Source organism: Pseudomaricurvus alkylphenolicus (assembly GCF_011683955.1).
Classification (GTDB): domain Bacteria; phylum Pseudomonadota; class Gammaproteobacteria; order Pseudomonadales; family Cellvibrionaceae; genus Pseudomaricurvus; species Pseudomaricurvus alkylphenolicus.
In genome coordinates, this window is sequence record NZ_JAAQPI010000020.1 from 23,270 (window position 1) to 47,670 (window position 24,401).

Annotated in this window: 16 protein-coding genes; 8 read left to right on the top strand and 8 right to left on the bottom strand. The window is 54.4% G+C overall.

The window, feature by feature from the left end:
- Window positions 1–5 precede the first annotated feature (5 nt).
- The 4 genes from HBA55_RS31860 (at window position 6) to HBA55_RS31875 (ending at window position 4,120) form a co-directional block, all read left to right on the top strand.
- Window positions 6–764 (top strand): hypothetical protein, encoded by a 759-nt coding sequence (locus HBA55_RS31860; protein WP_166999795.1) that lies wholly within the window; start codon window positions 6–8, stop codon window positions 762–764.
- A 365-nt stretch (window positions 765–1,129) separates the two neighbouring features.
- Window positions 1,130–2,380, top strand: a complete 1,251-nt coding sequence (locus HBA55_RS31865) for a Re/Si-specific NAD(P)(+) transhydrogenase subunit alpha (RefSeq protein WP_240946406.1) — start codon at window positions 1,130–1,132, stop codon at window positions 2,378–2,380.
- 10 nt (window positions 2,381–2,390) lie between these two features.
- Complete coding sequence (locus tag HBA55_RS31870) at window positions 2,391–2,675, top strand: NAD(P) transhydrogenase subunit alpha part 2 (RefSeq protein ID WP_166999796.1); 285 nt, start codon at window positions 2,391–2,393, stop codon at window positions 2,673–2,675.
- A gap of 11 nt (window positions 2,676–2,686) precedes the next feature.
- Window positions 2,687–4,120, top strand: coding sequence for an NAD(P)(+) transhydrogenase (Re/Si-specific) subunit beta (locus tag HBA55_RS31875; protein ID WP_166999797.1), 1,434 nt, complete (start codon window positions 2,687–2,689; stop codon window positions 4,118–4,120).
- Here HBA55_RS31875 and HBA55_RS31880 read toward each other — a convergent pair.
- The 7 genes from HBA55_RS31880 to HBA55_RS31910 form a co-directional block, all read right to left on the bottom strand.
- On the bottom strand, window positions 4,107–4,928 hold the full coding sequence (locus HBA55_RS31880; RefSeq protein WP_166999798.1) for a substrate-binding periplasmic protein: 822 nt from the start codon (window positions 4,926–4,928) through the stop codon (window positions 4,107–4,109). The genes HBA55_RS31875 and HBA55_RS31880 overlap by 14 nt on opposite strands.
- A 77-nt stretch (window positions 4,929–5,005) precedes the next feature.
- On the bottom strand, window positions 5,006–5,989 hold the full coding sequence (locus HBA55_RS31885) for an FAD-binding oxidoreductase (protein ID WP_166999799.1): 984 nt from the start codon (window positions 5,987–5,989) through the stop codon (window positions 5,006–5,008).
- 8 nt (window positions 5,990–5,997) lie between these two features.
- On the bottom strand, window positions 5,998–6,363 hold the full coding sequence (locus HBA55_RS31890) for a group I truncated hemoglobin (RefSeq protein WP_166999800.1): 366 nt from the start codon (window positions 6,361–6,363) through the stop codon (window positions 5,998–6,000).
- Between the two features lie 17 nt (window positions 6,364–6,380).
- Window positions 6,381–6,737, bottom strand: a complete 357-nt coding sequence (locus HBA55_RS31895; protein WP_166999801.1) for a c-type cytochrome — start codon at window positions 6,735–6,737, stop codon at window positions 6,381–6,383.
- Between the two features lie 17 nt (window positions 6,738–6,754).
- Complete coding sequence (locus HBA55_RS31900; protein ID WP_166999802.1) at window positions 6,755–7,324, bottom strand: Tll0287-like domain-containing protein; 570 nt, start codon at window positions 7,322–7,324, stop codon at window positions 6,755–6,757.
- A 24-nt stretch (window positions 7,325–7,348) separates the two neighbouring features.
- A complete protein-coding gene (locus HBA55_RS31905) occupies window positions 7,349–8,764 on the bottom strand; it encodes a cytochrome c3 family protein (protein WP_166999803.1) in 1,416 nt (471 codons plus the stop codon).
- Between the two features lie 37 nt (window positions 8,765–8,801).
- Window positions 8,802–10,793, bottom strand: coding sequence for an FAD-dependent oxidoreductase (locus HBA55_RS31910; protein ID WP_166999804.1), 1,992 nt, complete (start codon window positions 10,791–10,793; stop codon window positions 8,802–8,804).
- 325 nt (window positions 10,794–11,118) lie between these two features.
- On the opposite strand from HBA55_RS31910, the gene HBA55_RS31915 reads away from it, so the two are divergent.
- From HBA55_RS31915 to HBA55_RS31925, 3 genes are all read left to right on the top strand, one after another.
- Window positions 11,119–16,071 (top strand): PAS domain S-box protein, encoded by a 4,953-nt coding sequence (locus tag HBA55_RS31915; protein ID WP_166999805.1) that lies wholly within the window; start codon window positions 11,119–11,121, stop codon window positions 16,069–16,071.
- 194 nt (window positions 16,072–16,265) lie between these two features.
- The gene (locus tag HBA55_RS31920) at window positions 16,266–17,213 is read left to right on the top strand and encodes a M14 family zinc carboxypeptidase (protein ID WP_206020078.1); all 948 of its coding nucleotides are present in this window, start codon (window positions 16,266–16,268) and stop codon (window positions 17,211–17,213) included.
- 74 nt (window positions 17,214–17,287) lie between these two features.
- Window positions 17,288–18,493, top strand: coding sequence for an Nramp family divalent metal transporter (locus tag HBA55_RS31925; RefSeq protein ID WP_166999806.1), 1,206 nt, complete (start codon window positions 17,288–17,290; stop codon window positions 18,491–18,493).
- Here HBA55_RS31925 and HBA55_RS31930 read toward each other — a convergent pair.
- The gene (locus tag HBA55_RS31930; RefSeq protein WP_166999807.1) at window positions 18,490–23,130 is read right to left on the bottom strand and encodes a response regulator; all 4,641 of its coding nucleotides are present in this window, start codon (window positions 23,128–23,130) and stop codon (window positions 18,490–18,492) included. The genes HBA55_RS31925 and HBA55_RS31930 overlap by 4 nt on opposite strands.
- Window positions 23,131–23,353: 223 nt before the next feature.
- Here HBA55_RS31930 and HBA55_RS31935 point away from each other — a divergent pair, with 223 nt between their 5' ends.
- On the top strand, window positions 23,354–24,370 hold the full coding sequence (locus tag HBA55_RS31935) for an HDOD domain-containing protein (RefSeq protein ID WP_240946407.1): 1,017 nt from the start codon (window positions 23,354–23,356) through the stop codon (window positions 24,368–24,370).
- Window positions 24,371–24,401 lie beyond the last annotated feature (31 nt).

Consider the following 24,401-nt stretch of genomic DNA (forward strand, 5'->3'; position numbering starts at 1 on the left):
CATTTATGATAAGGACTTTCACTCTGACACTCTTGTTGGCAATCTTGCCCGGCATCTCGCTGGCGCTGCCAGCCTCAGTGAACTCAGAACTGCAGGAGTACATCAGGGTTTTCCAGGGCAATGATTGGTTTCGACAGAAGCAAATCGCCCAGACGCTGGAATGGTCCGGGCTCACCCAGCCGGAATTGTTCGATCTGATTGAAGCCAAGCTGCTCGACCGCTATGAGACAGAAGACGACAAGCATCAGGCTGACTATTTGGCTTGGCTGTGCAAGGCACTGGCCTTCTCCGGCAATGACAAATACCGACTGACGATTCAACGGGTTGCCGCTAACGCCGAGCATGGAAAGCTGCGTAAACATGCCAAGCTCAGCCTGGCCATTCTGGATCAATACAAACAGTGGAACCACGATATTATTGTTGAAAGCCAATGGCGCGAAGACCAGTCTGCCGACGTTAATCGTTTTACAGCCATGATCCAGAGTGACGTTTTGGAGCTAAAACGACTCGCTGCCAAACGGGTTCACTTTAAACACCTGTACGAAGAATCGCTGATGGACCTGCTTGAACAGCAGCTGCTGGCTAACTACCAAACCGACAGCGGCCACAGACTCTATGTCGACAGCTGGGCCTGGGTCTGTAAAGCCCTTGCCGGCTCCAGGAATCCGAAGTACAAAGCGACCATAGAAAAGGTCGCACAACAGGCCACCCACAAGAAGCTGCGCAAATACGCCAAGAAATACTTGCAGTATTACAGCTCCTAATCAACTCAAACCAGGCCTGTACGGGTATCAGCCGAGTTCCCACAACTGGATACCCGTAAATCATCATGTCGAACCCAATATTGAGCTTAATGTTGCTCCAGCAACGATCCCACTAAGTTGCTCCCACAACAATTCTTCTTCCAATCTACGTTCAAACGCGCAAGACAATCCCATCAAAATCCTCTAGATTAAAAAGTATCAGTCCTTTGGGCCGCCATTTACGAAAAAAGGTCCTAACCGGCCTCCATCGCCCGATGAATAGCCTCGACAAATAACATTAATAAAGACAATTAACTATGTTTATCAATGCAGGGCCCTAGACTCTAGGGTCCGCCTTTAGCGGCCCAATCGGACACAGATCCGAAATGACCAAAATAAGGCGCAGAAACGCACAGATTGCGGAGGACAACACCTTGATTATTGGAGTACCCAAAGAAACCTGCCCCGGTGAAAACCGCGTGGCACTGATTCCCCAGAATGTGAAAGCACTCACGGGGTTAGGCAGACAGATATTGGTCGAATACGGTGCCGGAGAAGCCGCCGGACACAGTGATTCCGCCTATCAGGAAGCCGGAGCCAGCCTCACAGACCGTGACAGTCTGTTTACGCAGGCAGACATTATCACCCAGGTACAGACCCCGGGCCTGAATCAGGACACGGGTGACGCCGACCTGGCTTCACTGCCCAGCGGCAAAGTGCTGGTGGGAATGATGGACCCCCTGGCCAACCCTGAGTTTGCCCAGACGCTGGCAGGCAAGAACGTCACCGGCATCGCCATGGAACTGATCCCGCGTATTACGCGCGCCCAGGCCATGGACGTTCTGTCATCCAACGCCATGATTGCCGGCTACAAAGCTGTGCTGATTGGGGCGAGCGAGTTGGCGTCTATGTTCCCTATGAACATGACGGCGGCCGGCACCCTCAATCCGGCACGTGTATTTGTGATGGGGGCAGGCGTCGCCGGCCTGCAGGCCTGTGCCACCGCCAAGCGTCTTGGCGGTGTCGTGGAGGCCTATGATGTACGGCCCGCTGCGCGCGAGCAGATTCTCTCGGTTGGCGCCAAACCGGTAGAGCTGGACATCAAAGCTGATGACACCGAAGGCTCCGGCGGCTATGCCAAGGAGCAGTCGGCCGAGTTTATCAAAGCTCAGCAGGCCGCCATGGCCGATGTGCTGGCGCAGCAGGATGTGGTGATTACCACTGCCGCCGTTCCCGGCAAGAAGTCACCCATTCTGGTTACCGCTGAAATGGTAAAAGCCATGAAACCCGGCGCCGTGATTGTGGACCTGGCCGCTGAAAAAGGCGGTAACTGCGAACTGACCCAATTGGGTGAGGTCGTGATCGAGAACGGGGTGAAAATCCTCGGTCCCAAGAACGTACCCTCCACTGTGGCCAACCACTCCAGTCAGATGTACGGCAAGAACATCGAAAATCTGCTGGCTCACCTCATTGATGACGAAGGCAATCTCAACCTGGATTTCGAGGATGAAATCATCAGCGAAACCGTGGTGTCTCTGAACGGCGACGTTCCCCATGGGCGCATGCGAGACCTGCTGGGCCTGCCAGAGCAGCCCCAAGCGGCCAAAGAGCCCGAAAACAGCACTGAGAATGCCTGAGGAGTAAACCATGGATATATCCATCATTCACATTACCCTGTTTGTTCTGGCCGTATTTCTCGGCTTTGAACTGATTACCAAAGTCCCCCCAACCCTGCATACACCACTGATGTCGGGTACCAACGCCATCTCCGGTGTCACGCTGGTCGGCGCCATTCTGGCAGCGGGCCACGGCGGCAGCCAAAACCTGGTGAACATTCTGGGATTTGTTGCCGTCACACTGGCCACCATTAACGTGGTGGGTGGCTTTATGGTCACCAACCGTATGCTGGCCATGTTCAAACGCAAGGACTGAGGGGGGATCCGATGAACGAAAACCTGATTGAAATCGCCTACATTCTGGCCGCTTCGCTGTTTATTCTCGGCATTAAGGGGCTGGCAAAACCCAAGACCGCAGTACGTGGCAACCAAATGGCTGCCACCGGTATGCTGATCGCCATAGTGGTGACGCTGCTCAATAGCACCGTGGTGAGCTACGAATGGATTCTCGCCGGTGCTATTGTCGGTGCCATCATTGGTGCCACGCTGGCCATCAAAATCCAGATGACTGCTATGCCGCAGCTGATCGCCTTGTTGAACGGCTTTGGTGGTGGTGCATCGCTGACCGTCGCCGCGGCGGAGTTCTTCAAGAGCCAGCCGGTCAGCGGTGATTTGGCCACCATGGCGGCCACTGCCGCCGGCCACGATGTTACCGGTATGGGCACCTTTGCCATGATAGCGACCGGTGCGGCCGTGTTTATTGGTGCGGTCACCCTGACGGGCTCCTTTATCGCCTTCGCCAAACTGCAGGAAATCATCGATGGCAAGCCCATGGGTTTTGCAGGCCAGCAGGCGGCCAGCGCACTGCTGTTGATCGGCTCCATTGTGGCCATTGGTTACCTGACCATTGAACCCACCAATACCGACCTGTTCTGGGCGATGGTGGCAGCAGCCTGTCTGCTGGGTGTTCTTCTGGTGATGCCCATTGGCGGCGCCGATATGCCAGTGGTTATTGCCCTGCTGAACTCTTACTCGGGTATTGCTGCAGCCGCAGCCGGCTTTGTCATGGGCAACAGCGTACTGATTATCTCCGGTTCGCTGGTTGGTGCCTCCGGTCTGATCCTCACGCAAATTATGTGTAAGGCGATGAACCGCTCACTCACCAACGTGCTCTTTGGTGTGATGGCCGAGGGTGGCGAAACCATGGACGCCGACGAAGTCTACGCCGGCAAGGTGAAATCCAGCTCTCCTGACGAAGTGGGTATGCTGCTGGAGACCGCCCGTCGCGTAGTGATTGTACCCGGCTTTGGTCTGGCTATGGCGCAGGCCCAGCACGCGGTGCGTGACCTGGCCGACACCCTGGAAGATCGCGGCGTTGAAGTTGAATACGCCATTCACCCGGTTGCCGGTCGTATGCCTGGCCATATGAACGTGCTGCTGGCAGAAGCTGAGGTGGACTACGACAAGTTGAAGGAAATGGATCATATCAACCCCACCTTCGAACAAACCGATGTGGTTATCGTGATCGGCGCCAACGACGTAACCAACCCACTGGCCCGCGAAGACAAAGGCAGCCCCATTTATGGCATGCCGATTCTGAACGTGGATAAAGCCAAGACGGTGGTGGTGGTGAAGCGCTCACTGTCTCCCGGTTTTGCCGGACTGCCCAACCCACTGTTCGCCAAGGACAACACATTGATGCTGTTTGGTGACGGTAAGGGCGCGGTACTGGATCTGGTAGGAGCTCTTAAGGAAGCCTGATCGATTTTTCACTATGTTCAATAGAAGGCCGGACCGACTCAGTCGGTTCGGCCTTTTTTGTATAGTCGAGAGGCCCATAAAGCTCCGGCGGCATCTGACGGCAAGTGCGCAAGGCCCGATTAAACAGAGGTAAAAAATCCGGATAACGAGCGTCAAATTCCTTACCGAAATAGACCACAAACGGCGACTGAAGAATGGGACGAACAATCCCTGTGCTTTGCCGCCCGAGGCTGCGCATGGTTGAGGACAGGAAGATACCAGACGTAATAATTGCATCCAGTCGACCGCCTTCGAGCATTTTCACCATCTGGTGGTATCCGGCGACCTGATGCAGTTCACCCTGCATCACCACCGACAAAGCCCGCCCAATTTCAACTTCCACATTGGCCCCGCTCATAACCCCTACACGCCTTAGCGGCTCATTGGGCCTTGGCCGGTAGGAAACTTTTGAGTCTTCAACCAGGTAATCGGAAGGGTAAGCGTAGGCGTTGCGGGCCATATCCCAATTGGCCGGAAAAAAGCCATCACTGCGGCCCGATGCCAGATTGCGTTGAATACGAACAAAAGGGCCGTCGCTGTACTCAACCCGATAGGGAATCTGATCAAAGGTGCAATCCAGCACTTGCCGGAACAGACCGCGCAATTGACCATCCTCGAAGATCAGCAGTCCCGGCCAGCGGGCCACCTGCCGGTCCAGAGTTTGCAGACGCACCGGCACCTGCTGTTCCAGCGACGGCAATGACCTAGACTCCGACCAGCCCGGCATAATAGAAACCACCAGACCAAGAGAAAGAAAAAAACGACGCAAAGCTCACCCCCATATAGAGGGAGACTAGCGGCAGCGCGGGCGCCAGGTCAAGCGCCCTGCGTCGTTAAACACCATGATCAGGCAAATGGGGTGAACGTATCGACCGCAATCTCCTGTATCGCCGCACCCGCCAGGAAGCATTGTTTACGAAGTTTTGATGTAAAGGATTCAGCCCCACAGATGTAAATTTTGTGCCCCTGTAGACTTGGAAAATGCTGATGAACGTAGTTATAGATATCCGCTTGCACAGAGTCTATAGCAAACGTGTTGCAGTCGGCGAAGTCCTCCTGATACACCAGCTTGATGTTTAGCTGAGCGGCTGCCTGCAGCAGAGACAGTTCCTCCAGCAAATAAAAATCATGGGGCGAGCGGGCCGCCCACAACAGCTGCATCTCGCCCTTGTGTCCCTGACTCAGAGCCTCTTTGATAACACCCAGCACCGGCGCCAATCCGGTTCCTGCTGCCAACAACAGCAAGGGCTGCTCAGAGGCTGCAGAATAGATACAGGTTCCCATGGGCCCCTGCACCTGCAAGCAGTCTCCCGGCTCTACTTCCGTGGCCAGCCAGTTGGAAAAAGCGCCATCCGCGTAGTGGCGAATGTGGAACTCCAAGGTGCCGCTGCCGTCAGACGCGTTGGCAATGGAATAACATCTGGCCAGGAAATCACCCGAGCCGGAAGGCCGCCCCAATAATGTGACGTACTGACCCGGCTGATAATCGAGAGCCGCCTCAAGGGTAACGCCGAGTACTGAAGGATTCAGCCAACGTTTATCAACAACCTTCGCATTAATTTTCAGCTGTTCACCGTCAACCCTGTTTACCGCCATCGGCTCCCAGGGCTGGCACTGGCAGGCCAGGAAATAACCCAGGCGCTTTTGTGCCTCGGTTAATCCCTGCTGACAATTTACCAGTTTCTCGCTGTCGCTCTGAAGCAAACAGGACTGGCAGACACCCGAACGACAACCGTTGGCGATATCAAAGCCTGCTCTCAGCAGACCATCCAGCAGCGGCTCGTTTTCGCCGAGCCGGATGGTTTCTCCCTCGAAATCAATGGCAGTCATAGCGAACCTCAGGCGGCAGGCTCCAGATTGAGCACATCGTCTTTAACGCTCAGGCAGACGGCGATGATGTCATCTATGTATTCCTGCGGAACCTCCAGCTCCTTGAGTGTTGCTACCAGGTTTTCCGCCACCGCGTTAAAGTGCTCTTCCTTCAGATTCAGGTGCTTGTGGCCCTCACGCATATCCTTGCCCGTGTAACTGTTGGGACCACCAAAGGCCATGGTCAAGAATGCTTTTTGTTTAACATGTTGATTCTCCATATCAACGGTATCGAAGAACTCACTGATACGTTCGTCCATCAGCACCTTGCGATAAAAAATATCCACGGCAGCATTCACCGCCGCCTCGCCACCAATTTTTTCGTAAATAGACATTGTTTTTTCCTTTCAGATTAATTTGCCATTGCGACATAATATTCAACGATCTGGCGTATCTCGGCCTCAGTCAGGTGATCCTTACCGCCTTTGGCTGGCATCAAGCCATAGCCTTCAACCGCATGCTTGACCAAAACGTCGACACCTTGTGGCAGACGATCTGCCCACATTTTCTTATTGCCCACAATAGGGGCACCATTGATACCCTGTGCGTGGCAGACTTTGCAGTTTTGTTTGTACAACAACTCCGCGGCCTTGTGTTGCTGTTCAGCAGTACCGAGGCTCTCGGTACTGCCGCGCTCACCCGAACAACCGACGAGCGCGGCGATAATCAATATCGCCGAAAAGCATAACCTCACTCTTGAAGCCAACATATGGGACCTGCGATTACTTAGAGAGGCACACGAATGACAACACCACCCATCACCTCACCCAATTGAAAATCGCTTTTGGGTGAGTCCTTATGATCGTTGTGGCAGGATGTGCAGGCATCGGAAACAGCCACATCGGGATATACCGCCGTAAAGTAGGTGGTATCACCCAGCTTCTCTTCACCGTAGAAATTCTCTCCGGGGTTGGCGGCAATATATTCCAGGCCTTTTTTCTCCATGTCTGTCTTGGGTGCGTTCTGGCTGTTGATTGGCCAGATGGACTGCAGCGAATAGGTAAAGTCGTCTGTCATTTCCGCCACCGCTTCGGCCCCGGCACGAAACATCTGCGCTGGCAGCAGAGTGCCGTTGTCGATGTCCTTCCAATGTTCATCCGGTTTGATCACATTCGCTCCTGCAGGCCCAAGGCGCTTTACCACTAATTTGGTGTAGTTGGTTCTGTCGGCCTTCATAACCGCAAACAGAGAGTCGGTGTAAATCTTAGGATCGACCCCTTTGCTTTCAGGCTCCCCGCATCCTGTCAGACCGACCGCAACCGTCGCCATTGCCAACGTCATTAAGGTTTTTTTCATGATCACTTCCTCAGTTGTAGAAAATTAATGTTTCACTCGTTTTACAGCCCAATCCACAGATTCAATATGTTGTTTTGGATTCCCGGAAAAATTGTTTCGAATCAGTGTCTCATCAGCCAGAGCGTCAATGGCGAACTCCAGACTGTGACAGCTCATACAAACGGGCCTGATCATTTTCTCATTGGGCCGCAATGTCAGATTCTGGTTATGCACAACGGAAATGACGGCGTTTTCCGTCGCTTCATGGCCTTCTCCCAGGCTCGCACCACCATCTACCGTTTTTTCGAGGGACAGGTTGCCGGGGGTCGCAGCGGCAAAGTTAAGTCCGGGGTTTTTGTGTGTCATCCTCGGCATGTGACAAGTCGCACAGGTAACGGCTTCCGCCCAAGGCTTGCTGCCATCAATCGCGGCCTGCGCGAGTCGGCCGTGCGGTGAGTTCAGAAAAGCTCTGGAGTGCTCGTCGTCGTGGCAGGACAGACACGCGCCTACAGCGGCATTTTGCGTATCAAAGTCATGCGCTCCATGACAGCTGGTGCATCCCTGGGGTTCATGCAGCGCCTGGGACTGGAATTGCAGAGTGGAATCTTGTGGCGTTACGGCACTAAAACCGGCCGCCAGTTTCATTCCATGTTTTCCATCGAGATAACCCCGCGTTTCCAGCGCATGACAACTCTGGCACTGCGCCAAACCGGGTTTCTCCAACCATTCGGCCTGATCCATATCGCTCCCCTGCGTATGGCAACCAGCACAATCAACACCGGCACGACCATGGGCACTGAGCAACCATTGCCCCGTAATGGTGTCGTGCTGCTGCCGCTGAACCTGGCTATCGGCAATCTGCACCGGCAATCGAGTCGGCGCTTGGTTGGCAGCATGGTTGGAATCGGCCAATCGGGCGACCACCTGCAGCCACGGCTGGCCGGAATTCTCCACCAGAAAGTCTTCATATAAGGCGCGGTTATCATGGTAATTGTGGCAGCCCGCACTGGCGCAGGAGTCAAAAGCCAAACCCTGATGACTGAGCCGACTCTCCCCAATATCCTGATGACAGTGATAACAGTAGTCTTCTGGCAATGTCACACCCATGGGGTGAGTTTGCTCTTTCTGGTGCTCCGTGTGACAACTGACGCACTGACGTGCATCAATCACTTCCAACAGGTCGGCATTGCGGGGATCGGTAAACTTCTTGCGGGGATGCGAATCGTGAGCCAATGCCAAATCATCGCCGTGGCAATCCACACAGGCCGACTGAATGACCTCTCCACCGCCAAAAGCATCGGTGTGGCAGGAGGAGCACGCCAATTCAATCTGGAAATGGCCATGACTGGCCTCACCGATCAGCAGCTCGCTTTTGTCTTCCGCTTTTAGCAGGACAAAAGAGAAGTAGCCGGCAATTGCCAACGTCATTAATACCCAGCTTGACCAAAGAACTCTTTTCAAAACGATAACTCTATAAATTCGAATTAAGCTGCATAAATTAGAAATAATAAACAGTGATAATGTGAGCGATCAGCAACACCGGCAGGGGCCAGGCCACGAGAATATGCAGATAGTTCCAACCCTTTTGAATTCCCGCAGCTTGCGCTGGCGCCAGTTTGTGAGCGAGACCGGCCACCCCTCCCGCGAGCCCCCCAAAGACCAGCACAACCAGAAAGCTCGTCATCAACAGACGATTGAGGTTTTCTCCCAAGTGAAAACCGGTATGCAACATCAGCAGACCAGCGCTGACGGTACCGAGAGCTACGTGCAGGAGACGCCAGCCAAAGAACGCTCCCATCCAGGTCCACCCAAGTCGCTTGCGCAAGGACATTAAAAGCCCAATAAGGACCAGTCCGAGCAAAGAAAATCCGCTGACCTGTTTCCAGTCTTTGTCATTCCAGATCCGCTCGAACCAACCCACAGCTTGCACGCTTTCCGAAACCTGAGCTGCGGGGAGAAACATCATGATCAGTGCTGCTACGACCGCCATAAAACTGCCGGCCAACAGAAAAGGCCATGCTCGCGCCCTCTCCAATCTGGTGCCCAATATCTGCGATAGCATTGGCCGGCAGGAACCGCACACCGTACCCGCGCGAGTGGCCTCCCCGAGGGCATCGACGCTGCTGCATCCATCGGCCTGGGCCTTCTTTAGATCCTGCAGCGTGATCTGGTTACACTGACAGATGATGGAAGAGAGCGGCCATCGAGAAACGTCACCTGCACCCTGCAACAGCCATAACCGCCCCAGTACCCAGAACATCAGCCACTGCCAGGGCCAAATCCGTCGTCCACTTTTGTAGGATTCCTCAATGCGGCGAAATTCCGCCCAGGGACCAAAACCCACCGCGCCGATCAATCGGCCCTTATGCAATACCAGCTTTCGGTACTTCTGCTGCCGGCGATGCCGGAACGTTATTTCCCGCTGCGCAGGTCGCTGGGGAAGATCATTGACATCACCGATACTGACAACGTCTTCTCCGATCACTTTGAGTCGACTTACCGTGGTAGATCCCTGGTAGCAGGCATTACCACCCGCCACCGCTTCCGCAGCGACAGCGGCCTGCTCCAGACCGGGACTGACCAGCCCGTAGGTTTTGCCCCGGTGTTCACAGCATTCTCCAATGGCATAAACGTGTGGATCTGATGTTTGCAGTGAGTCGTTAACCAGTATGCCGGTAGCCACTTTTAGACGCGCCGACCGGGCCAGCTCCATATTGGGGCGTATGCCGGCACAAAGGAGTACTGTGTCGCAGGCCAATACCTGCCCATCGCGGGTTCGAATGGCGGTCACGCGGCCATTGCCCAGCACCTCCCTGACACCAGAGTTGGTAATGACCTCTATGCCCAAAGCTCGAACCTTTTGCATCAACAAAGCAGCTGCGGGATCGTCCAGCTGGCGGTTCATTAACCGTTCGCCCTGCTGGATAACCGTCACCCGGGTACTTAGCCGCGACAAACCGCGCGCAGCTTCCAATCCCAAAACGCCGCCGCCAACAATCACCAAGTGACGGGCACGGGCAACGCGGGAGTACAACGCGTGGGCATCTTTCATATTTCGGAATGTATAAACCCCCTGACGCTGCACGCCGTCAATACTCGGTACGTGGGCCCTGGCCCCAGTGGCAATCACCAGCTTGTCGTAGGCAAAGCGTCGACCGAGTGAATCCCCTACGGTTTGTCCCCCAGTGTCGATGTCACAGATGGTCGCTGTACTGTAAGTGAAATTCGGGTAATCACTGAGATCAGGGAAAGGCAGCTCAATTTGTTCCGGAGTTCGGTCTCCTGACAGCAAACTGCTCAAGAGTACGCGGTTATAGGGCTGGAAAGGTTCATTGCTAAACAAATGTACCCGTGCCGTCGAGCGGCGGCGCAGCAATTCATCCACAAATCGCATGCCTGCCGGTCCGCTTCCAATCACCAGAATGTTTTCTGTGACAGCCGGCTCGTATTGACGAACCGCCATCTCAGACTCCAACCTGTGTGCCAACATTCCGCTCCCCTACGCTTCTCTTTGAATTCGATGTTCCACAAACAAAAAAGGCGCCCACAACCCGCAAATATTTGCGAATCGAGGGCGCCTTTGCCGAAAGTCCCGAGCTACGCCGTTGTAGCCGTACTTTCAATATGTCCTTTTTCCAATCTTCACAAGCATATAGCATGCCAGACTTAACAGGCCTATGACTTCGAGCCCTGCGGTGAGTGTTGGGAAGGAGAATGTGTTTACGAGGTGCGCTGACTAGCCTGCAAGCACCAGGCGGGTGCACAGGCTCGAAAGCACAGGAATCCTTGGCTACTATAAAGAAATGGTCAGAAACGTGACTCCCAACCAATCGATCAAACGCAGCCTGACGTTGCTAATGCTGGTATTGGCCCTGGTACCTGTTTCGCTCGTCTCTGTTTTCAGCTATCAGCAAGCTGCACGCAGCCTCAAACAGCAGGTGGCCCAGGAACTGGTACAATCTTCCAGCATGGCCGGGCATTTTCTCAACGAGTGGTTCGATTCGCGAGGGCGCGAGCTGGACACACTGGCCCGTTCCCGCTGGAGCACCGCCACCATTGAAACACTGAACAGCGACTTCGCCGAAAGCGGGCTCACACTGGATAAATACATCGGCAGCACACGCTGGCGCCATACCGTGGAACCTTTTCAGCAGGTTCTGCAGGAAATCATGGAACGATACCCCAGCAGCTACGACCTGTTCCTGATTGATCGCAAGGGCAACATCCTACTGACGGTGACCGAAGAGAGCGATCTCGGCACCAACCTGATTACAGGGCCCTACGCTGATTCTCGCTTTGCCGGTGCCCTAAAAAAGACGCTGGCAAAGGAAACCCTGGTATTCTCCGATTTGGAACATTACGCCCCTTCCAATAACATCATTGCTGGCTTCATGACCGCTCCAATCCGCGACAACAAGGGCGCAGTGTCCGGGGTAATGGCGATGCAGGTGAAGCTCGATCAGATCATGGACGTAGTGCGCGCCAGCCAATACAGTCAGCAAGAGCGCTATTTGGTCGGTACAGATGGACTACTGCGCAGCCACCTCAGCAGCGAACCGGACACTGCGCTAAGAGTTAGGGTTGATTTGGACCGGTGGCACCAGGAGCCAGCCACCGAGCGGGGAATTCAAGCCAATGTTGGCTTTTACAAAAACGATAACGGGCTGAACGTTATCGGCGCCCATCGGCAGCTGGATATTTTGGACATTCCCTGGATTCTCGTCAGTGAAACCGCCACACGCGATGCATTGGCCCCCGCCCGGGATATCGCCACGATTACCGCCCTGTTGCTACTGTTGACTTCCCTGGTTGCGGTAGTCCTGATTCAGATACTGGCCAACCGAATCACCGCCCCCCTGATCCGGCTGTCACGCGCTGCCAGTGACGCTGCCAAGGGCGTGCCGATGAAACCCGTCGTCGTCGACAGCCACAACGAATTGGGGCATCTCGCCCACGCATTCAACCAAATGGTGACTGCGAGAAGACGCCATGAGGAAAATCTCGCAGCCTCCAGCCAATACATTGAAAGCCTGCTGAGAGCCGCCACCGGGTTTTCAATCATCGCCACTGACTGCGATGGCTTGATCACAAGTTTTAACAGCGGTTCTGAACAAATGCTGGGTTATCGGGCTGACGAGATGATCGGGCGTCTTACGCCCGCTGTGATTCACTGCGCCGACGAAATAGAACAGAGAAGCCGCGAACTGAGCCGCGAACTGCAACGACCCATCAGCGGCTTTTCTGTTTTTACGGCCATCGCCGAACGAGACAGCGCGGAAACTCGCGAGTGGACCTATATCGCCAAGGGAGGGCGCCGCATACCGGTAACCCTCTCGGTGACCGTTACACGAGACAGCAATCAACAGATCACCGGGTATCTGGGCATTGCCCAGGATATCTCCGAACAGAAGCTGGCGGAGAACGCACTGGCGGAGAGCAAGCGACAACTGCAGTTGATTATTGAAAGTACAGGCGTGGGAATCTGGGACTGGAATCTGGTTCGCAACAGCATTTCCTTTGATCAGCGTGCCGCAGAAACACTCGGCTACCAACGCCTTGAACTGGAAGAACTCCCCGACGGCCAACAGCTCAAGTTTTTGCATCCCCGTGATCGCAAACGCGCCAGGAAGCGACTAGATCACCACTGGCAAGGTAAAACAGATCGCTTTGAGGCGGAAATACGGGTGAGGCATGCCAAAGGCCATTGGCAGTGGGTTCTATTGACCGGCAAGGTCGTGGAGCATCGCCCCGATGGTACGGCCCGGCGAATGGTTGGCACGATACTGGATATCGACAAGCGTAAGCAAGCCGAGGCGGAAATCACCAATCTGTCAAAAATCGCCAGCCAGACCAGTAACGGAGCCATCATTACCAACGCCGCAGGAGAGGTGGAATGGATCAATGACGGGTTTACCCGAATCACCGGGTATTCCCTGGAAGAAATGAAGGGGCGTTCGCCGGGCTCCGTTTTACAGGGGGAAGAGACTGACCCGGCGACGGTCAGCGAAATACGGAATGCCCTGGCTCAGAAGCAGCCCTTCGATGTGGAGATCCTCAATTACCGTAAGAACGGCGAGAGTTACTGGATCGCGGTCAGCTGTAACCCGCTGCACGATGAAGAGGGTCGCTTGCAGGGTTTTATGGGTATTGAGACCGACATCACTGAACGCAAGCGTAACCAGATCGCCCATCAAAATGCCCTGCGCTACAACCAGGTACTGGCGGAGCTGACGATTCACCCCAAAATCATGGCGGGCAAGCTGCAGGAAGCGCAAAGCTACCTGACTGAGCAGATGTCCTATGCACTGCAAGTCACTCGCGCCAGCATCTGGCTGTTTGCCGAGGACACACTCAGCATTCACTGCTTGGATCTGTATGATGCCCGCACCAATCTCCACTCCAGTGGAGAACGGCTACTGCGTGCTGATTACCCAAGCTATTTCGACGCCCTGTTGCGACAGTCACTGATAACGGCTGACGACGCGCGCACCGATCCGGATACCCGCGAATTTAGAGAGACCTACCTCGATCCCTTTGGCATCACATCCATGCTGGATGCGATAATCGTCGGTGGCGAGGGTGTTGTTGGCATGGTGTGTTTCGAGCACATTGGCCCGCAACGCGATTGGAGTTCGGCAGAAGGCAACTTTGCCGGTGCTGTCGCCACAATGATCGGCGGCATCTACTCCAATGAACAACGTCGGGTGGCAGAGGAGGCCCTGATTGCAGCGAAAGAAGCCGCTGAAAGTGCCGCTCTGGCCAAAAGTGAATTCTTGGCCATGATGAGCCACGAAATTCGCACCCCTATGAACGGTGTGATCGGCATGCTGAATTTGTTGCAGCGAACTGAACTCGATGGCGAACAAAGCCGACAGTTGGAAATTGCACAATCCAGCGCTCGTTCACTGCTGTTTTTGATTAATGACATTCTGGACTTTTCCAAAATCGATGCTGGCAAAATGGATATGGAATACATCGATTTTGACCTCAGCCACAGTCTGGAGGAATTCGCGGAGGCCATGGCGTTCAAGGCGCATCAGAAAGGCCTGGAGCTGGTACTGGATGTGACCGATATTACCGAGCCCTGGGTGACAGGCGATCCTGGCAGGATCCGGCAGATTTTCACCAATCTCGTCAGCAATTCGCTCAAGTTCACCGAACAGGGTGAGATTGTTATTAGGGCCACACTCAGACACGAGGATGATTGCAGCCACCTGGTCGCCAGCGTCACCGATACCGGCATTGGTATTCCCAAGGAAAAACAGGCCTCGCTGTTTGAGTCTTTCACCCAGGTGGATGCCTCTACCACTCGCCGCTACGGTGGTACCGGATTGGGCCTGGCTATTACTAAAAAGCTGTGTCAAATGATGGGGGGCGATGTCAATGTGAGCAGTGGTGACGGTGAGGGCAGCCGCTTCAGTGTGCATCTACCTCTGCGGCGATGCCCTCAACATCACTTGAGCGTCCCGGACATCAGTCTGGAGGGCCTGCGGGTGCTCATTGTCGATGACAATGCCACCAACCGGGAAATTTTGCGGGCTCAACTGCAACAGTTTCGGGCGCGGGTTTTTGAAGCCGCCAGTGGCAAAGAGGCGTTGGAGTTTTGCCTACGCCGGGAAAGCCCGCCTGTGGATATCGCCATACTGGATATGCAAATGCCCGGTATGGACGGGGAGCAATTGGGTGAAAAACTCAAAGCCGACCCCCACACTCACTCGGTGCGCCTGATCATGATGACCTCCATGGCCAAACGTCACGATGCCGAGCACCTGGCTGAACTGGGGTTCAGCGCTTACTGCACAAAACCTACCACAACCCGCGATCTGCACGATGCGCTGGCCGTTGTCATGGAAGACGGCAAAGTGATGCACAGTGCCCACCCGCTGGTTACCCACGATTTTCTGGTCAGCCTCGATCATCCTGACGACACCGAGATCAACCGCACCATCCATTGGCCGGAGCACTGCCGCCTGTTGTTGGTGGAAGACAACCCTGTTAATCAGGAAGTGGCAACCATGATGCTGGCCGATCTCGGTCTGCAGATTGACCTCGCCACCAATGGCCTGGAAGCCATACAAGCGTTACACGGCTCTTCCACGGCCAATCCTTTTACATTGATTTTTATGGATTGCCAGATGCCGGAGATGGATGGCTACGAAGCGAGCCGTCAGATCCGAGCCGGTGCGAGCGGCGAACGCTACTTGAAAGTCCCCATCGTGGCGATGACGGCCAACGCCATGAAGGGGGATCGGGAAAAGTGCCTGGCCTCGGGCATGAATGATTATCTCAGCAAACCCATTGACACTGAAGAACTCTACACCTGCCTGCATCGATGGCTGATTGGTCCCGGGCGCAGAGAAGAACAGCTTCGCAGCGCTAATGAACAAGCGAAATCAAAGGAGAAAACCGATAGCCAGAAACCACTGTGGAATCGCGAACTGGCGCTGAAACGTGTCAATGGCAAACCGGAACGACTGCAGCATCTGACCCAATTGTTTCTGAAAGATATGCCCGCCCGGCGACAACAATTGCTGGAAGCCCAGGGCGCGCAACATTTGGAAGAAGTGAAATCGCTGGCGCATATCGTCAAGGGTGTATCCGGTAATCTGGCACTGGAACGTTTGCAGGACAGCTCCGCCGCCGTTGAATCAGCAGCACTGGCGTTATTGACGGAGGGCAAGCCGCTGCCCGGTGAACACCCGCTGTGGCTGGAGTTTCTTGAAAGCTTCAATGAAACGCTCGAACTTTTGGCGGAGGAAGACGACTAAACTGCCACTATGTGAATTAATCGTGACAACCACAGCCTCCCGGTCTGTCGACCACAACCTTTTGCTATAGTTCTGAGATAGAAGTTCAGAGAAAACAGTTCAAGCGTAACGCTCGACAACCCGGAGAAGGGCCAATCAACAACTCAATTTTTTTCCGGCAACTCAATATACTTGAGGAACACAGCTCCCCGCACGTGCGCGTGCACCGAATTGCCAGTGTTGACTACCAGAGCAGCACTTACCCCATTTACGCGCTCTCCCTTGGCAGTGACTCAAGTGATGTTCCTTGCCTCGCGTTTATCGCCGGCATTCACGGCCTGGAGCGAATTGGCAGTGAGGTGGTGCTGGCCTTTCTGGACACACTGATACAACGACTCGAGTGGGACCAGTCCTTAATCAGCGGATTGGAACAGCTGCGATTGCTGTTTATTCCGGTGGCCAATCCGGTTGGCAGCCTCAATAGCACCCGCAGCAATGGCAACCATGTTGACCTTATGCGCAACGCGCCGCTGGATGCCGAAAGCCGACCTGCCTTTTTGGTCGGCGGCCACCGGCTCCATCCGAGGATACCCTGGTATCGGGGCCCCGAGGGAGCCCCAATGGAAATCGAAAGCCAAGCCGTTTGCGACTTTGTCCGACGCGAGCTGCTGCCGGCCCCGTTCAGTATACTGCTGGATTGCCATTCGGGATTTGGATTTGATGATCGCATTTGGTTTCCCTTTGCCTACAGCCGTCGGCCAATTGACCATCTGAGTGAAGTGTTTGCCCTCAAACGCCTGCTCAATCAGACCTACCCCCATTTACACTACCTGTTCGAACCCCAATCGCTTCAGTACACTACCCACGGTGATCTTTGGGATTATCTCTATCTGGAATCGCTGCAAAGAGACACCGTCTTTCTGCCGCTGACTCTGGAAATGGGGTCCTGGCGCTGGGTAAAGAAAAATCCCCGTCAATTGGCGTCGGTCAGCGGGTTGTTTAATCCGATCATTCCACACCGTTTACGCCGTGTACTGCGTCAACATATCGTGATGATGGAGTTTCTGATACGAGCCTGCCGCGCCTGGCAGCAATGGTGTCCCCAACCCACACAACGCGTTTTCCTGCAACGCGAAGCCCTTCGTCACTGGTACAACACCTAGTCAATGCACCGAGAGCCTGTTAGATTGCCCCCAACGCTGTGCCAGCAGAGCTGATTGAATAACAGGAATTCGTCATGAAAAAAATGGGACCGGGTTTACTGGTGATGGCCGCCTTTATTGGCCCTGGCACCGTGACCACTGCCAGCAGCGCCGGCGCCAATTTTGGCTTCGCCCTGCTGTGGGCGTTATTGTTTGCGGTGATGGCGACACTGGTTTTGCAAGAGATGTCAGCCCGCCTGGGGCTGGTCAGCGGGCAAGGCCTGGCCGAAGCCTTACGCACCAGCTTCCGCAATCCGTTTTTCAGTCGCCTGTCGATCATCCTGGTGGTGGCCGCCATCGGCTTTGGCAACGCTGCCTACGAATCAGGGAATATTTCCGGTGCTTCACTGGCCCTGCAGGGCGTGACCGATATCCCGCGCGGCATATGGGCTGTGGTGGTGGCGTTGATTGCCGGTTCGCTGCTGGCGTCCGGTCGCTATCAGGTAGTGGAGAGTGCGCTGGTTGCCCTTGTGGCGGTGATGAGCGTTGTCTTTGTTGTCACCATGATGCTGGTAAAACCGGATCTGGGCGACCTCTTCAGTGGTTTATTGCGCCCCAGCCTCCCCGACGGTTCCGCTTTGACGATTATGGCTCTGATAGGCACGACGGTGGTGCCCTACAACCTGTTTCTTCACGCCAGCTCGGTGCGACAAAAGTGGTCCGAGAATGTCCCTCTGGAGACGGCACTGAAAGAATCCCGCCAGGATACAAGGTTTGCCATTTCTCTCGGCGGTCTGATCACTCTGGCGATTGTATCTACTGCTGCCGCTGCGTTTTTCGGTACCGGCGTTGCCTTTTCTGCCTCAAGCCTGTCAATTCAGTTGCAACCGCTATTGGGTGACTATGCAGGTTGGTTCTTTGCCAGTGGGCTTTTTGCTGCAGGGCTCACCAGTGCGGTCACTTCACCTCTGGCCGCAGCCTACGCCGTATGCGGTGCTTTAGGATGGCCCGTGGATATGACGGAACGACGCTTTAAAGCGATATGGATCGCGGTTTTGACGGCGGGCGCAGTCGTGGCTGCGCTGGGAGCGCGCCCTATTGCTGCCATCATGTTCGCCCAGGCCAGTAATGGGTTTTTACTCCCCTTGGTGGCCGTCTTTTTACTAGTGGTTATGAACCGCAGGGATTTATTGGGGCAATACTGCAACACCTGGCGAAGCAACCTGCTCGGTGGGCTGGTTATTGCGATTGTGCTGATGCTCAGTGGAGTAAAGCTGGCGCAGGTGGTCGGCCTGGTTTAGGCGGAAGTCTGCGCCAGGTAATCCCGCAACTCGGTTTCCAGCTCACAGTATTGTTTGCGCAGTTGAAAGGTCAGCGTATCGAGCTGGTCGGCACTGCACTTGCGACCGGAGATTTCCACCGCGGAAATAACTTCAGTAAAGGCATCGGCACCCAGGTTGGCAGCAACACCTTTAATACCATGAGCCAGCTTTGAAATTTCTCCATAATTGCGCTCGGCCATTTTTGCCTGCAGCTGCACCATGCGCGCAGGGATATCATCGACAAACATAGACACCAGATGCCGCAGCCGCTCTTCTTTGCCTCGCACACGCTTAAAGACGGCATCGCGATCCCACACCAATTTGATGACCTCGGATCTGACAGTTTCTGGCTCATTCTCATTGAGGCCATCACTGAGCCACTGCATCAACTTGAGTTCCAATTCATCGGCATCGACGGGTTTGGCAAGGTAATCACTCATCCCGCACGCCAGGCAGCGTTCCCTGTCTCCCTTCATCGCATTCGCCGTCATGGCAATAATCGGCACTGAACAATAGCTTTCACCCGCTTCCCCTCGTCTGATTCGACGGGTGGCTTCGTAGCCATCCATGTCGGGCATCTGACAATCCATCAATACAAGATCATAGGGTGCCAATTGACGAGCCTGTTTTAGGGCATCCAGTGCTTCGGTGCCGTTTCCGGCCACATCGCAGCTGAGGTCGAACTCCTCAAGGATACCCAGTGCAACAGTCTGGTTAATGGGGTTGTCCTCCACCAACAACAGCCTCGGGCATCCCTGCCAGGGTTTAATAGCCCGTCGCTGCGGCTGATGATGCCGCAGACCACTGAGGTAGTGGCGAGTAACCAGTGGTTGTGCCTGCTCCATTACTTCCCCGCCGTTGATGACCACCGCCAATGCGTCAAAGAGATCAGAAGTTGTGGCAGGTTTAGGAAAATAGGCATTAAACCCCTGTTCTGCCAGGCGACGGGCATCTCCTCGCCTGGCCATGGAGGTCATCATGACCAATTTGCAGTCGTCAAAACGGTGATCCGCACGAATGACTGCACCGACTTCGAGCCCATCCATCCCGGGCATTTGCATATCCATTAAGATCACATGAAACAAAGGCTCGTCTTTGCTACCCAGCTGCGCCTTCATGATGCTCAAAGCCTCTTTGCCGTCCCGCGCCTGTGTAACTCTGGCACCCCAGGATTGCAACTGAGTCGTCAGCACCTCTCGGTTGGTCGCGTTATCATCTACGACCAGCATAGGTATGTCTTCAATACTCACGGCGGGTAGCAGTGACTGTGTCTGGGCGCTGGCTTCCAGCTCCACCGTAAAGAAAAATCGACTGCCCCTGCCTACCTCACTTTCAACCCCGATCTTGCCGTTCATCAGCTGGCATAACTGTCGGGTAATCGCCAGCCCCAGTCCGGTGCCACCAAACTTTCTGGTGGTGGAGGCATCCACTTGAGTGAAAGAATCAAACAATGTATCAATCGCCTCTGCCGGTATTCCAATGCCGGTATCCTCCACTTCGCAGCACAAACTCAGTTTGCCCTCATGCCCTGTTCTTTGTTTGGCATGCAGCGACACCCGAATCGTTACTTCACCGCGTTCCGTAAATTTAATGGCGTTACCCACAAGATTAGTCAGTATCTGGCGTAACCTCCCCGGATCACCTCGGACCATGGTTTGATCGACAGCAGTCACATCGAGTATCAACTCCAGTCCTTTTTCCTGCGCCTTGTGACTGATCGCCTCGGCGAACTCACCCAGTTGATGCGTTAGGTTAAAATCGATAACTTCCAGATCCAGTTTGCCTGCTTCGACTTTAGAGAAATCCAGAATATCATTGATGATGGTCAACAACGATTCAGCGCTGGATCGAGCCAGGGACGCTTGGTGATACTGTTCTTTATTCAAATCACCCCGCATCAGCAATCCCAACATGCCCAACACGCCATTCATTGGCGTCCGTATTTCATGGCTCATGCTGGCTAAAAACTCAGACTTGTAACGTGCCGCGCTTTCCGCTGCTTCCTTGCTTTCGATCAGTGCCTGCTCAGCGGATTTTTGTGCGCTGATGTCGTGGATCAAACCAGTAAACACACGCCCTTCGGCAGTGGACACTTCAGATATAGCCAAATGAATCGGAAATTCCGTGCCATCCTTTTTCCTGGCAACCAGTTCCCTGCCGACTCCAATGATGCCGCTACGACCTGTATTTAAGTATCGGCTGATGTAACCGTCGTGTTGCTCGCCATGTTCCGCAGGCATCAGACCATTGATTTTCTGGCCAAGAATCTCATCCAAATGGTAACCAAACATTGTCTCCGCCGCGCGATTAAAACTCAGAATTACGCCATGATCATTGATGGTGATAATGGCGTCCGCAGCGGAATTAACAATTGCCTGCAAATGTTGACTGCTTTCCTGAGACTCCAGCGCCAGTTGCTTTTGTGTATTCAGTGACGACTGGATGCGAATCAGTAAATTGTGAAAACTCCTGGCCAGCACTCCGATCTCATCCTGGGATTCAATCGGTAAATGTTCCAATCGACCACTGCTTTCGTAGGTCTGTACGGCGTGTGACATCTGTACCATCGGTTGCACCAGGCGTCGCGAAGCCAACACTGCCAGAGCCAAGGCAACGAGCGCCAGTGCCACGCCCAGTACCAAGCTGCGGTTACGAAAGGCTGCGAGTTCCGCCGTGACACCATCACCGCGGTGTTGAATCAGTAACAGCAGTGGATACTCACTTCCGTAGTGACTCAGGTCAAGACGTTGGAAGTATGAAGCTCGGCCTTCGGCTGATTCCGTTGCCAGATGACTAAACCCTCTGGCATGCACGCTCGCCTCTACCGCCGCCTGCAGATCCGGAAACTCTTCCTGCATCAAATGACGTCGCCCAAGATCAAACCCGAAACGCTTGTCTGCCTGAGGGTGTACAAGGTAATCGCCGCGGAAATTCGCCAGGTAGTATGTAAAGCCCTCCATATTGGGCTCAACGTATTGGGACAAAAAGCGATTGAAGTCCATATTAAGAATAACAAGTCCAAAAAGCTGACCCGTTTGATCGCTGTAGATCGGCGTCGCCACTCGCAATACCGGCTGATGAGGAACAACTACCCTCCCGTGTTCGCGACTGAGTTCGATGGCAGAGAAGTAAACCTCGCCCGGCATTTTCTTTGTGGCATCCAGAAAGTACTCGGTATCACCTTTGGATTGCAGGCGCGATGAAGGAATCACTTGAATACCACTGAAATTGCGGACCACATTCACCAGTTCCATACCCTTGTCAGCGATACCGATATAGCGGATTTGCGTGTAGGTTGGATTACTGGAGAGCCGTTGCTGAAAAATTGTCTGTAAGCGGCCAGCCCATACTTTTGCATCCTTTTCTCGCCCTTCCAGGGTGGCACGCGCAATCGCATTAATCGGTGGGGTTCCCGCCAGAAAAGTCACATCGCTGGCGGATTGCTGGTACAGCTGTGCCAGTAGCGGCTGTACCAATTTCGCCTCAAGTTTCAGTAGCTCCAGCCCTTTTTTGTGCACCAGGCGCTCACTCTCAAAGTAAAAGCTGAAGCTGACCAGCAGTGCCACAATCAGCACCAGCAGAAATGCAGCGAGCGGCATTTGCAATCCAAGTGGACGACGAGCATTGCCGATGTCAAGTTCCCCCTCAACTGTTTCCCGTGGATTACCTGCCCTTTCACTGCTCTCATCTGGTGACCGATGGTGCGCTGCTTTTGCACCACTCACCAAATCCATCAAAAATCCGAGCAGAACCGTAGCGTAGGCGAGACTCTTCAGGGCGTGGGCAATATTAAAATGGTTGTCGAACAACGCGCTGGATCCAATCGCCATATGCAACTGGGTCGACACCGCGGGTATGAAACTCAACAACAGCCCATAACGGGCAATGCTATTGTCTCGACGAAACCAGACCCAATATACGGTCGCCCCCAACAGCAACAGTGCCAAAGGCAACACATCGAATGGCCGACTGATCAACGCCTCAGGAAACTGGGTTTGCGGCAATTGCAGACGGGCCGCGGCAGCTTGTGCAACGATGAGAGCTACTGCGACAAAAGAGGCTGACACGGCCATCAGAGTGGTCATACCATAGTGGCGGGGCGACTGAAGCGGACGGGACAGCCATATACTGACAAAAACAGCCGCGATCATGATCGATGCGTTAAACAGGCGGGAAACGGCCCAGGTAAAAGGAATAACATCGGTGCTGGGCGCATTGGCCTCAATGATGCGAGTGGCCGCCAGTGCATGAAAGGCATCGACGCCCCCCGCGCAAAGCAGCGCCACACCGATAACAGGCACGGTGATATCCCTGCGTACCCGGTAGTGTAAAAATGAAACAGCCGCTGTCACCACCGCCAGGCTGATCGCCGTCCATTCCAGCAGTGCGTGGTGCATCGCTCCGGAGAGAGCATAGAACTGGGAATCCTGATCACTTTTTCCCCAGACCACACCTGAATTCGGCGCATGAGCCAAGGACTGGCTACTGGAGCCAAAATCCACACCCAATGTATTGAGGAAAGTGGGCAGCAAACAAAAAAACGTCAATAGCCACAGCGTCGCGTGGCGCCTGTTGATTCCCGTTTCCATGGAAGCCTGAATCGTTTGCAAGTTCATTCCCTGATCCTACGAGAGTGGCCGACGCCACGCTCCGCTGCTAACTCTGTAAAAACCTTAGTCCATAACTCGGGTATTTGGTAGCAATAGCTGATGCCTGCAATAAGCGATTGATTTTCCTGGTGCTATCGCTAGGATTACCCAAGCGGGCTCGGACCGCGCAGTCATCTGAAGCTGCAGACAGGAAGGATGGCAGATTTTTCGACATTGAGGTTCCCGATTTATGGCCGTCGCCAAACTCTTTCGCAAACTGTTCGGCAAAAGCCCGGATACCCCCCAATCGACCGGCGCCAAACCCTTGGCGCTGGAGCGAACGTTTGAAATTGCCGAACCCTACACAATGGGCATACGCTCCATTGAGGACGGTTTCTACCGCGCACTGTTTGCCAGTTCGTCACTGAGCGACCCGCTGACCACCACCCAGAAGCAGGCCCAGGAGGCCGTGCGTCAGAAGCTGGGCGCGGCTGAGTCACGGGACCTGATCGTGCCCCGTCTGCCCTCAGTGATACCGCGGCTGATGCGCAGCCTGCGGGATCCGGACTCCTCCGCCAGCGATTATGTGGCCATTATCAACAAAGATCCTGCCATGAGCGCTGCGGTATTAAAGCTGGCCAACACGGTCTACTTTAACCCCGCCAACCGCCGCATTACGTCCATTGAAACCGCTGTGGTCAAACTGGGAATCGAGGGATTGCGTTCGGTGCTGTCAGCGGCGGTCATGCAACCGGTGATTCAAAAGGATTCACCCTACTTTAACCAGTTCGGCGAGCAACTTTGGCAGCACTCGCTGCAATGTGCGGTCACCTGTGAAACCATTGCCGCCACACGCGGCGCCGAACCTTACAAGGCGTATCTGCTGGGCCTGACCCACGATATCGGCAAGATTACCGCCTTCAGCGAACTGTGCCGCGAGTTCAAACTCAAGATTGGGCGCGATACTCCCGGCTACCAGGCATTTGTACCTGTATTGCAGAAGATTTCCGCTCCCCTGAGTTATCAGATTGCCCGCAATTGGGACTTGCCTGACGAAATTTGCAATGCCTTGAAGCAACAGGTCAATTTGCAACCCGGCCGCAAGGTCGACACCTATGCCCATATCCTGTTTCAGGCCAATCTGATCTGTGAAGTGATGGGCGCACCGGACTTCCACCCACCGAAAGCGGTGGACCGCTTGATACGAGCCATGCAATTGCCCGCCAATTTGAATACCTCGCTGCAGGAACTCTCCATGGAGCTCTGACTCCTTCCCCTCCGCCAACACCGAATCGAGA

Bases quoted from the DNA above. Each gene is read 5' to 3' on its own strand.
- HBA55_RS31935 (WP_240946407.1), top strand. From the start codon at position 23,354: ATGGCCGTCGCCAAACTCTTTCGCAAACTGTTCGGCAAAAGCCCGGAT.
- HBA55_RS31870 (WP_166999796.1), top strand. From the start codon at position 2,391: ATGGATATATCCATCATTCACATTACCCTGTTTGTTCTGGCCGTATTT.
- HBA55_RS31865 (WP_240946406.1), top strand. From the start codon at position 1,130: ATGACCAAAATAAGGCGCAGAAACGCACAGATTGCGGAGGACAACACC.
- HBA55_RS31860 (WP_166999795.1), top strand. From the start codon at position 6: ATGATAAGGACTTTCACTCTGACACTCTTGTTGGCAATCTTGCCCGGC.
- HBA55_RS31910 (WP_166999804.1), bottom strand. From the start codon at position 10,793: ATGTTGGCACACAGGTTGGAGTCTGAGATGGCGGTTCGTCAATACGAG.
- HBA55_RS31885 (WP_166999799.1), bottom strand. From the start codon at position 5,989: ATGACTGCCATTGATTTCGAGGGAGAAACCATCCGGCTCGGCGAAAAC.
- HBA55_RS31875 (WP_166999797.1), top strand. From the start codon at position 2,687: ATGAACGAAAACCTGATTGAAATCGCCTACATTCTGGCCGCTTCGCTG.
- HBA55_RS31930 (WP_166999807.1), bottom strand. From the start codon at position 23,130: ATGAACTTGCAAACGATTCAGGCTTCCATGGAAACGGGAATCAACAGG.
- HBA55_RS31890 (WP_166999800.1), bottom strand. From the start codon at position 6,363: ATGTCTATTTACGAAAAAATTGGTGGCGAGGCGGCGGTGAATGCTGCC.
- HBA55_RS31895 (WP_166999801.1), bottom strand. From the start codon at position 6,737: ATGTTGGCTTCAAGAGTGAGGTTATGCTTTTCGGCGATATTGATTATC.
- HBA55_RS31900 (WP_166999802.1), bottom strand. From the start codon at position 7,324: ATGAAAAAAACCTTAATGACGTTGGCAATGGCGACGGTTGCGGTCGGT.
- HBA55_RS31925 (WP_166999806.1), top strand. From the start codon at position 17,288: ATGAAAAAAATGGGACCGGGTTTACTGGTGATGGCCGCCTTTATTGGC.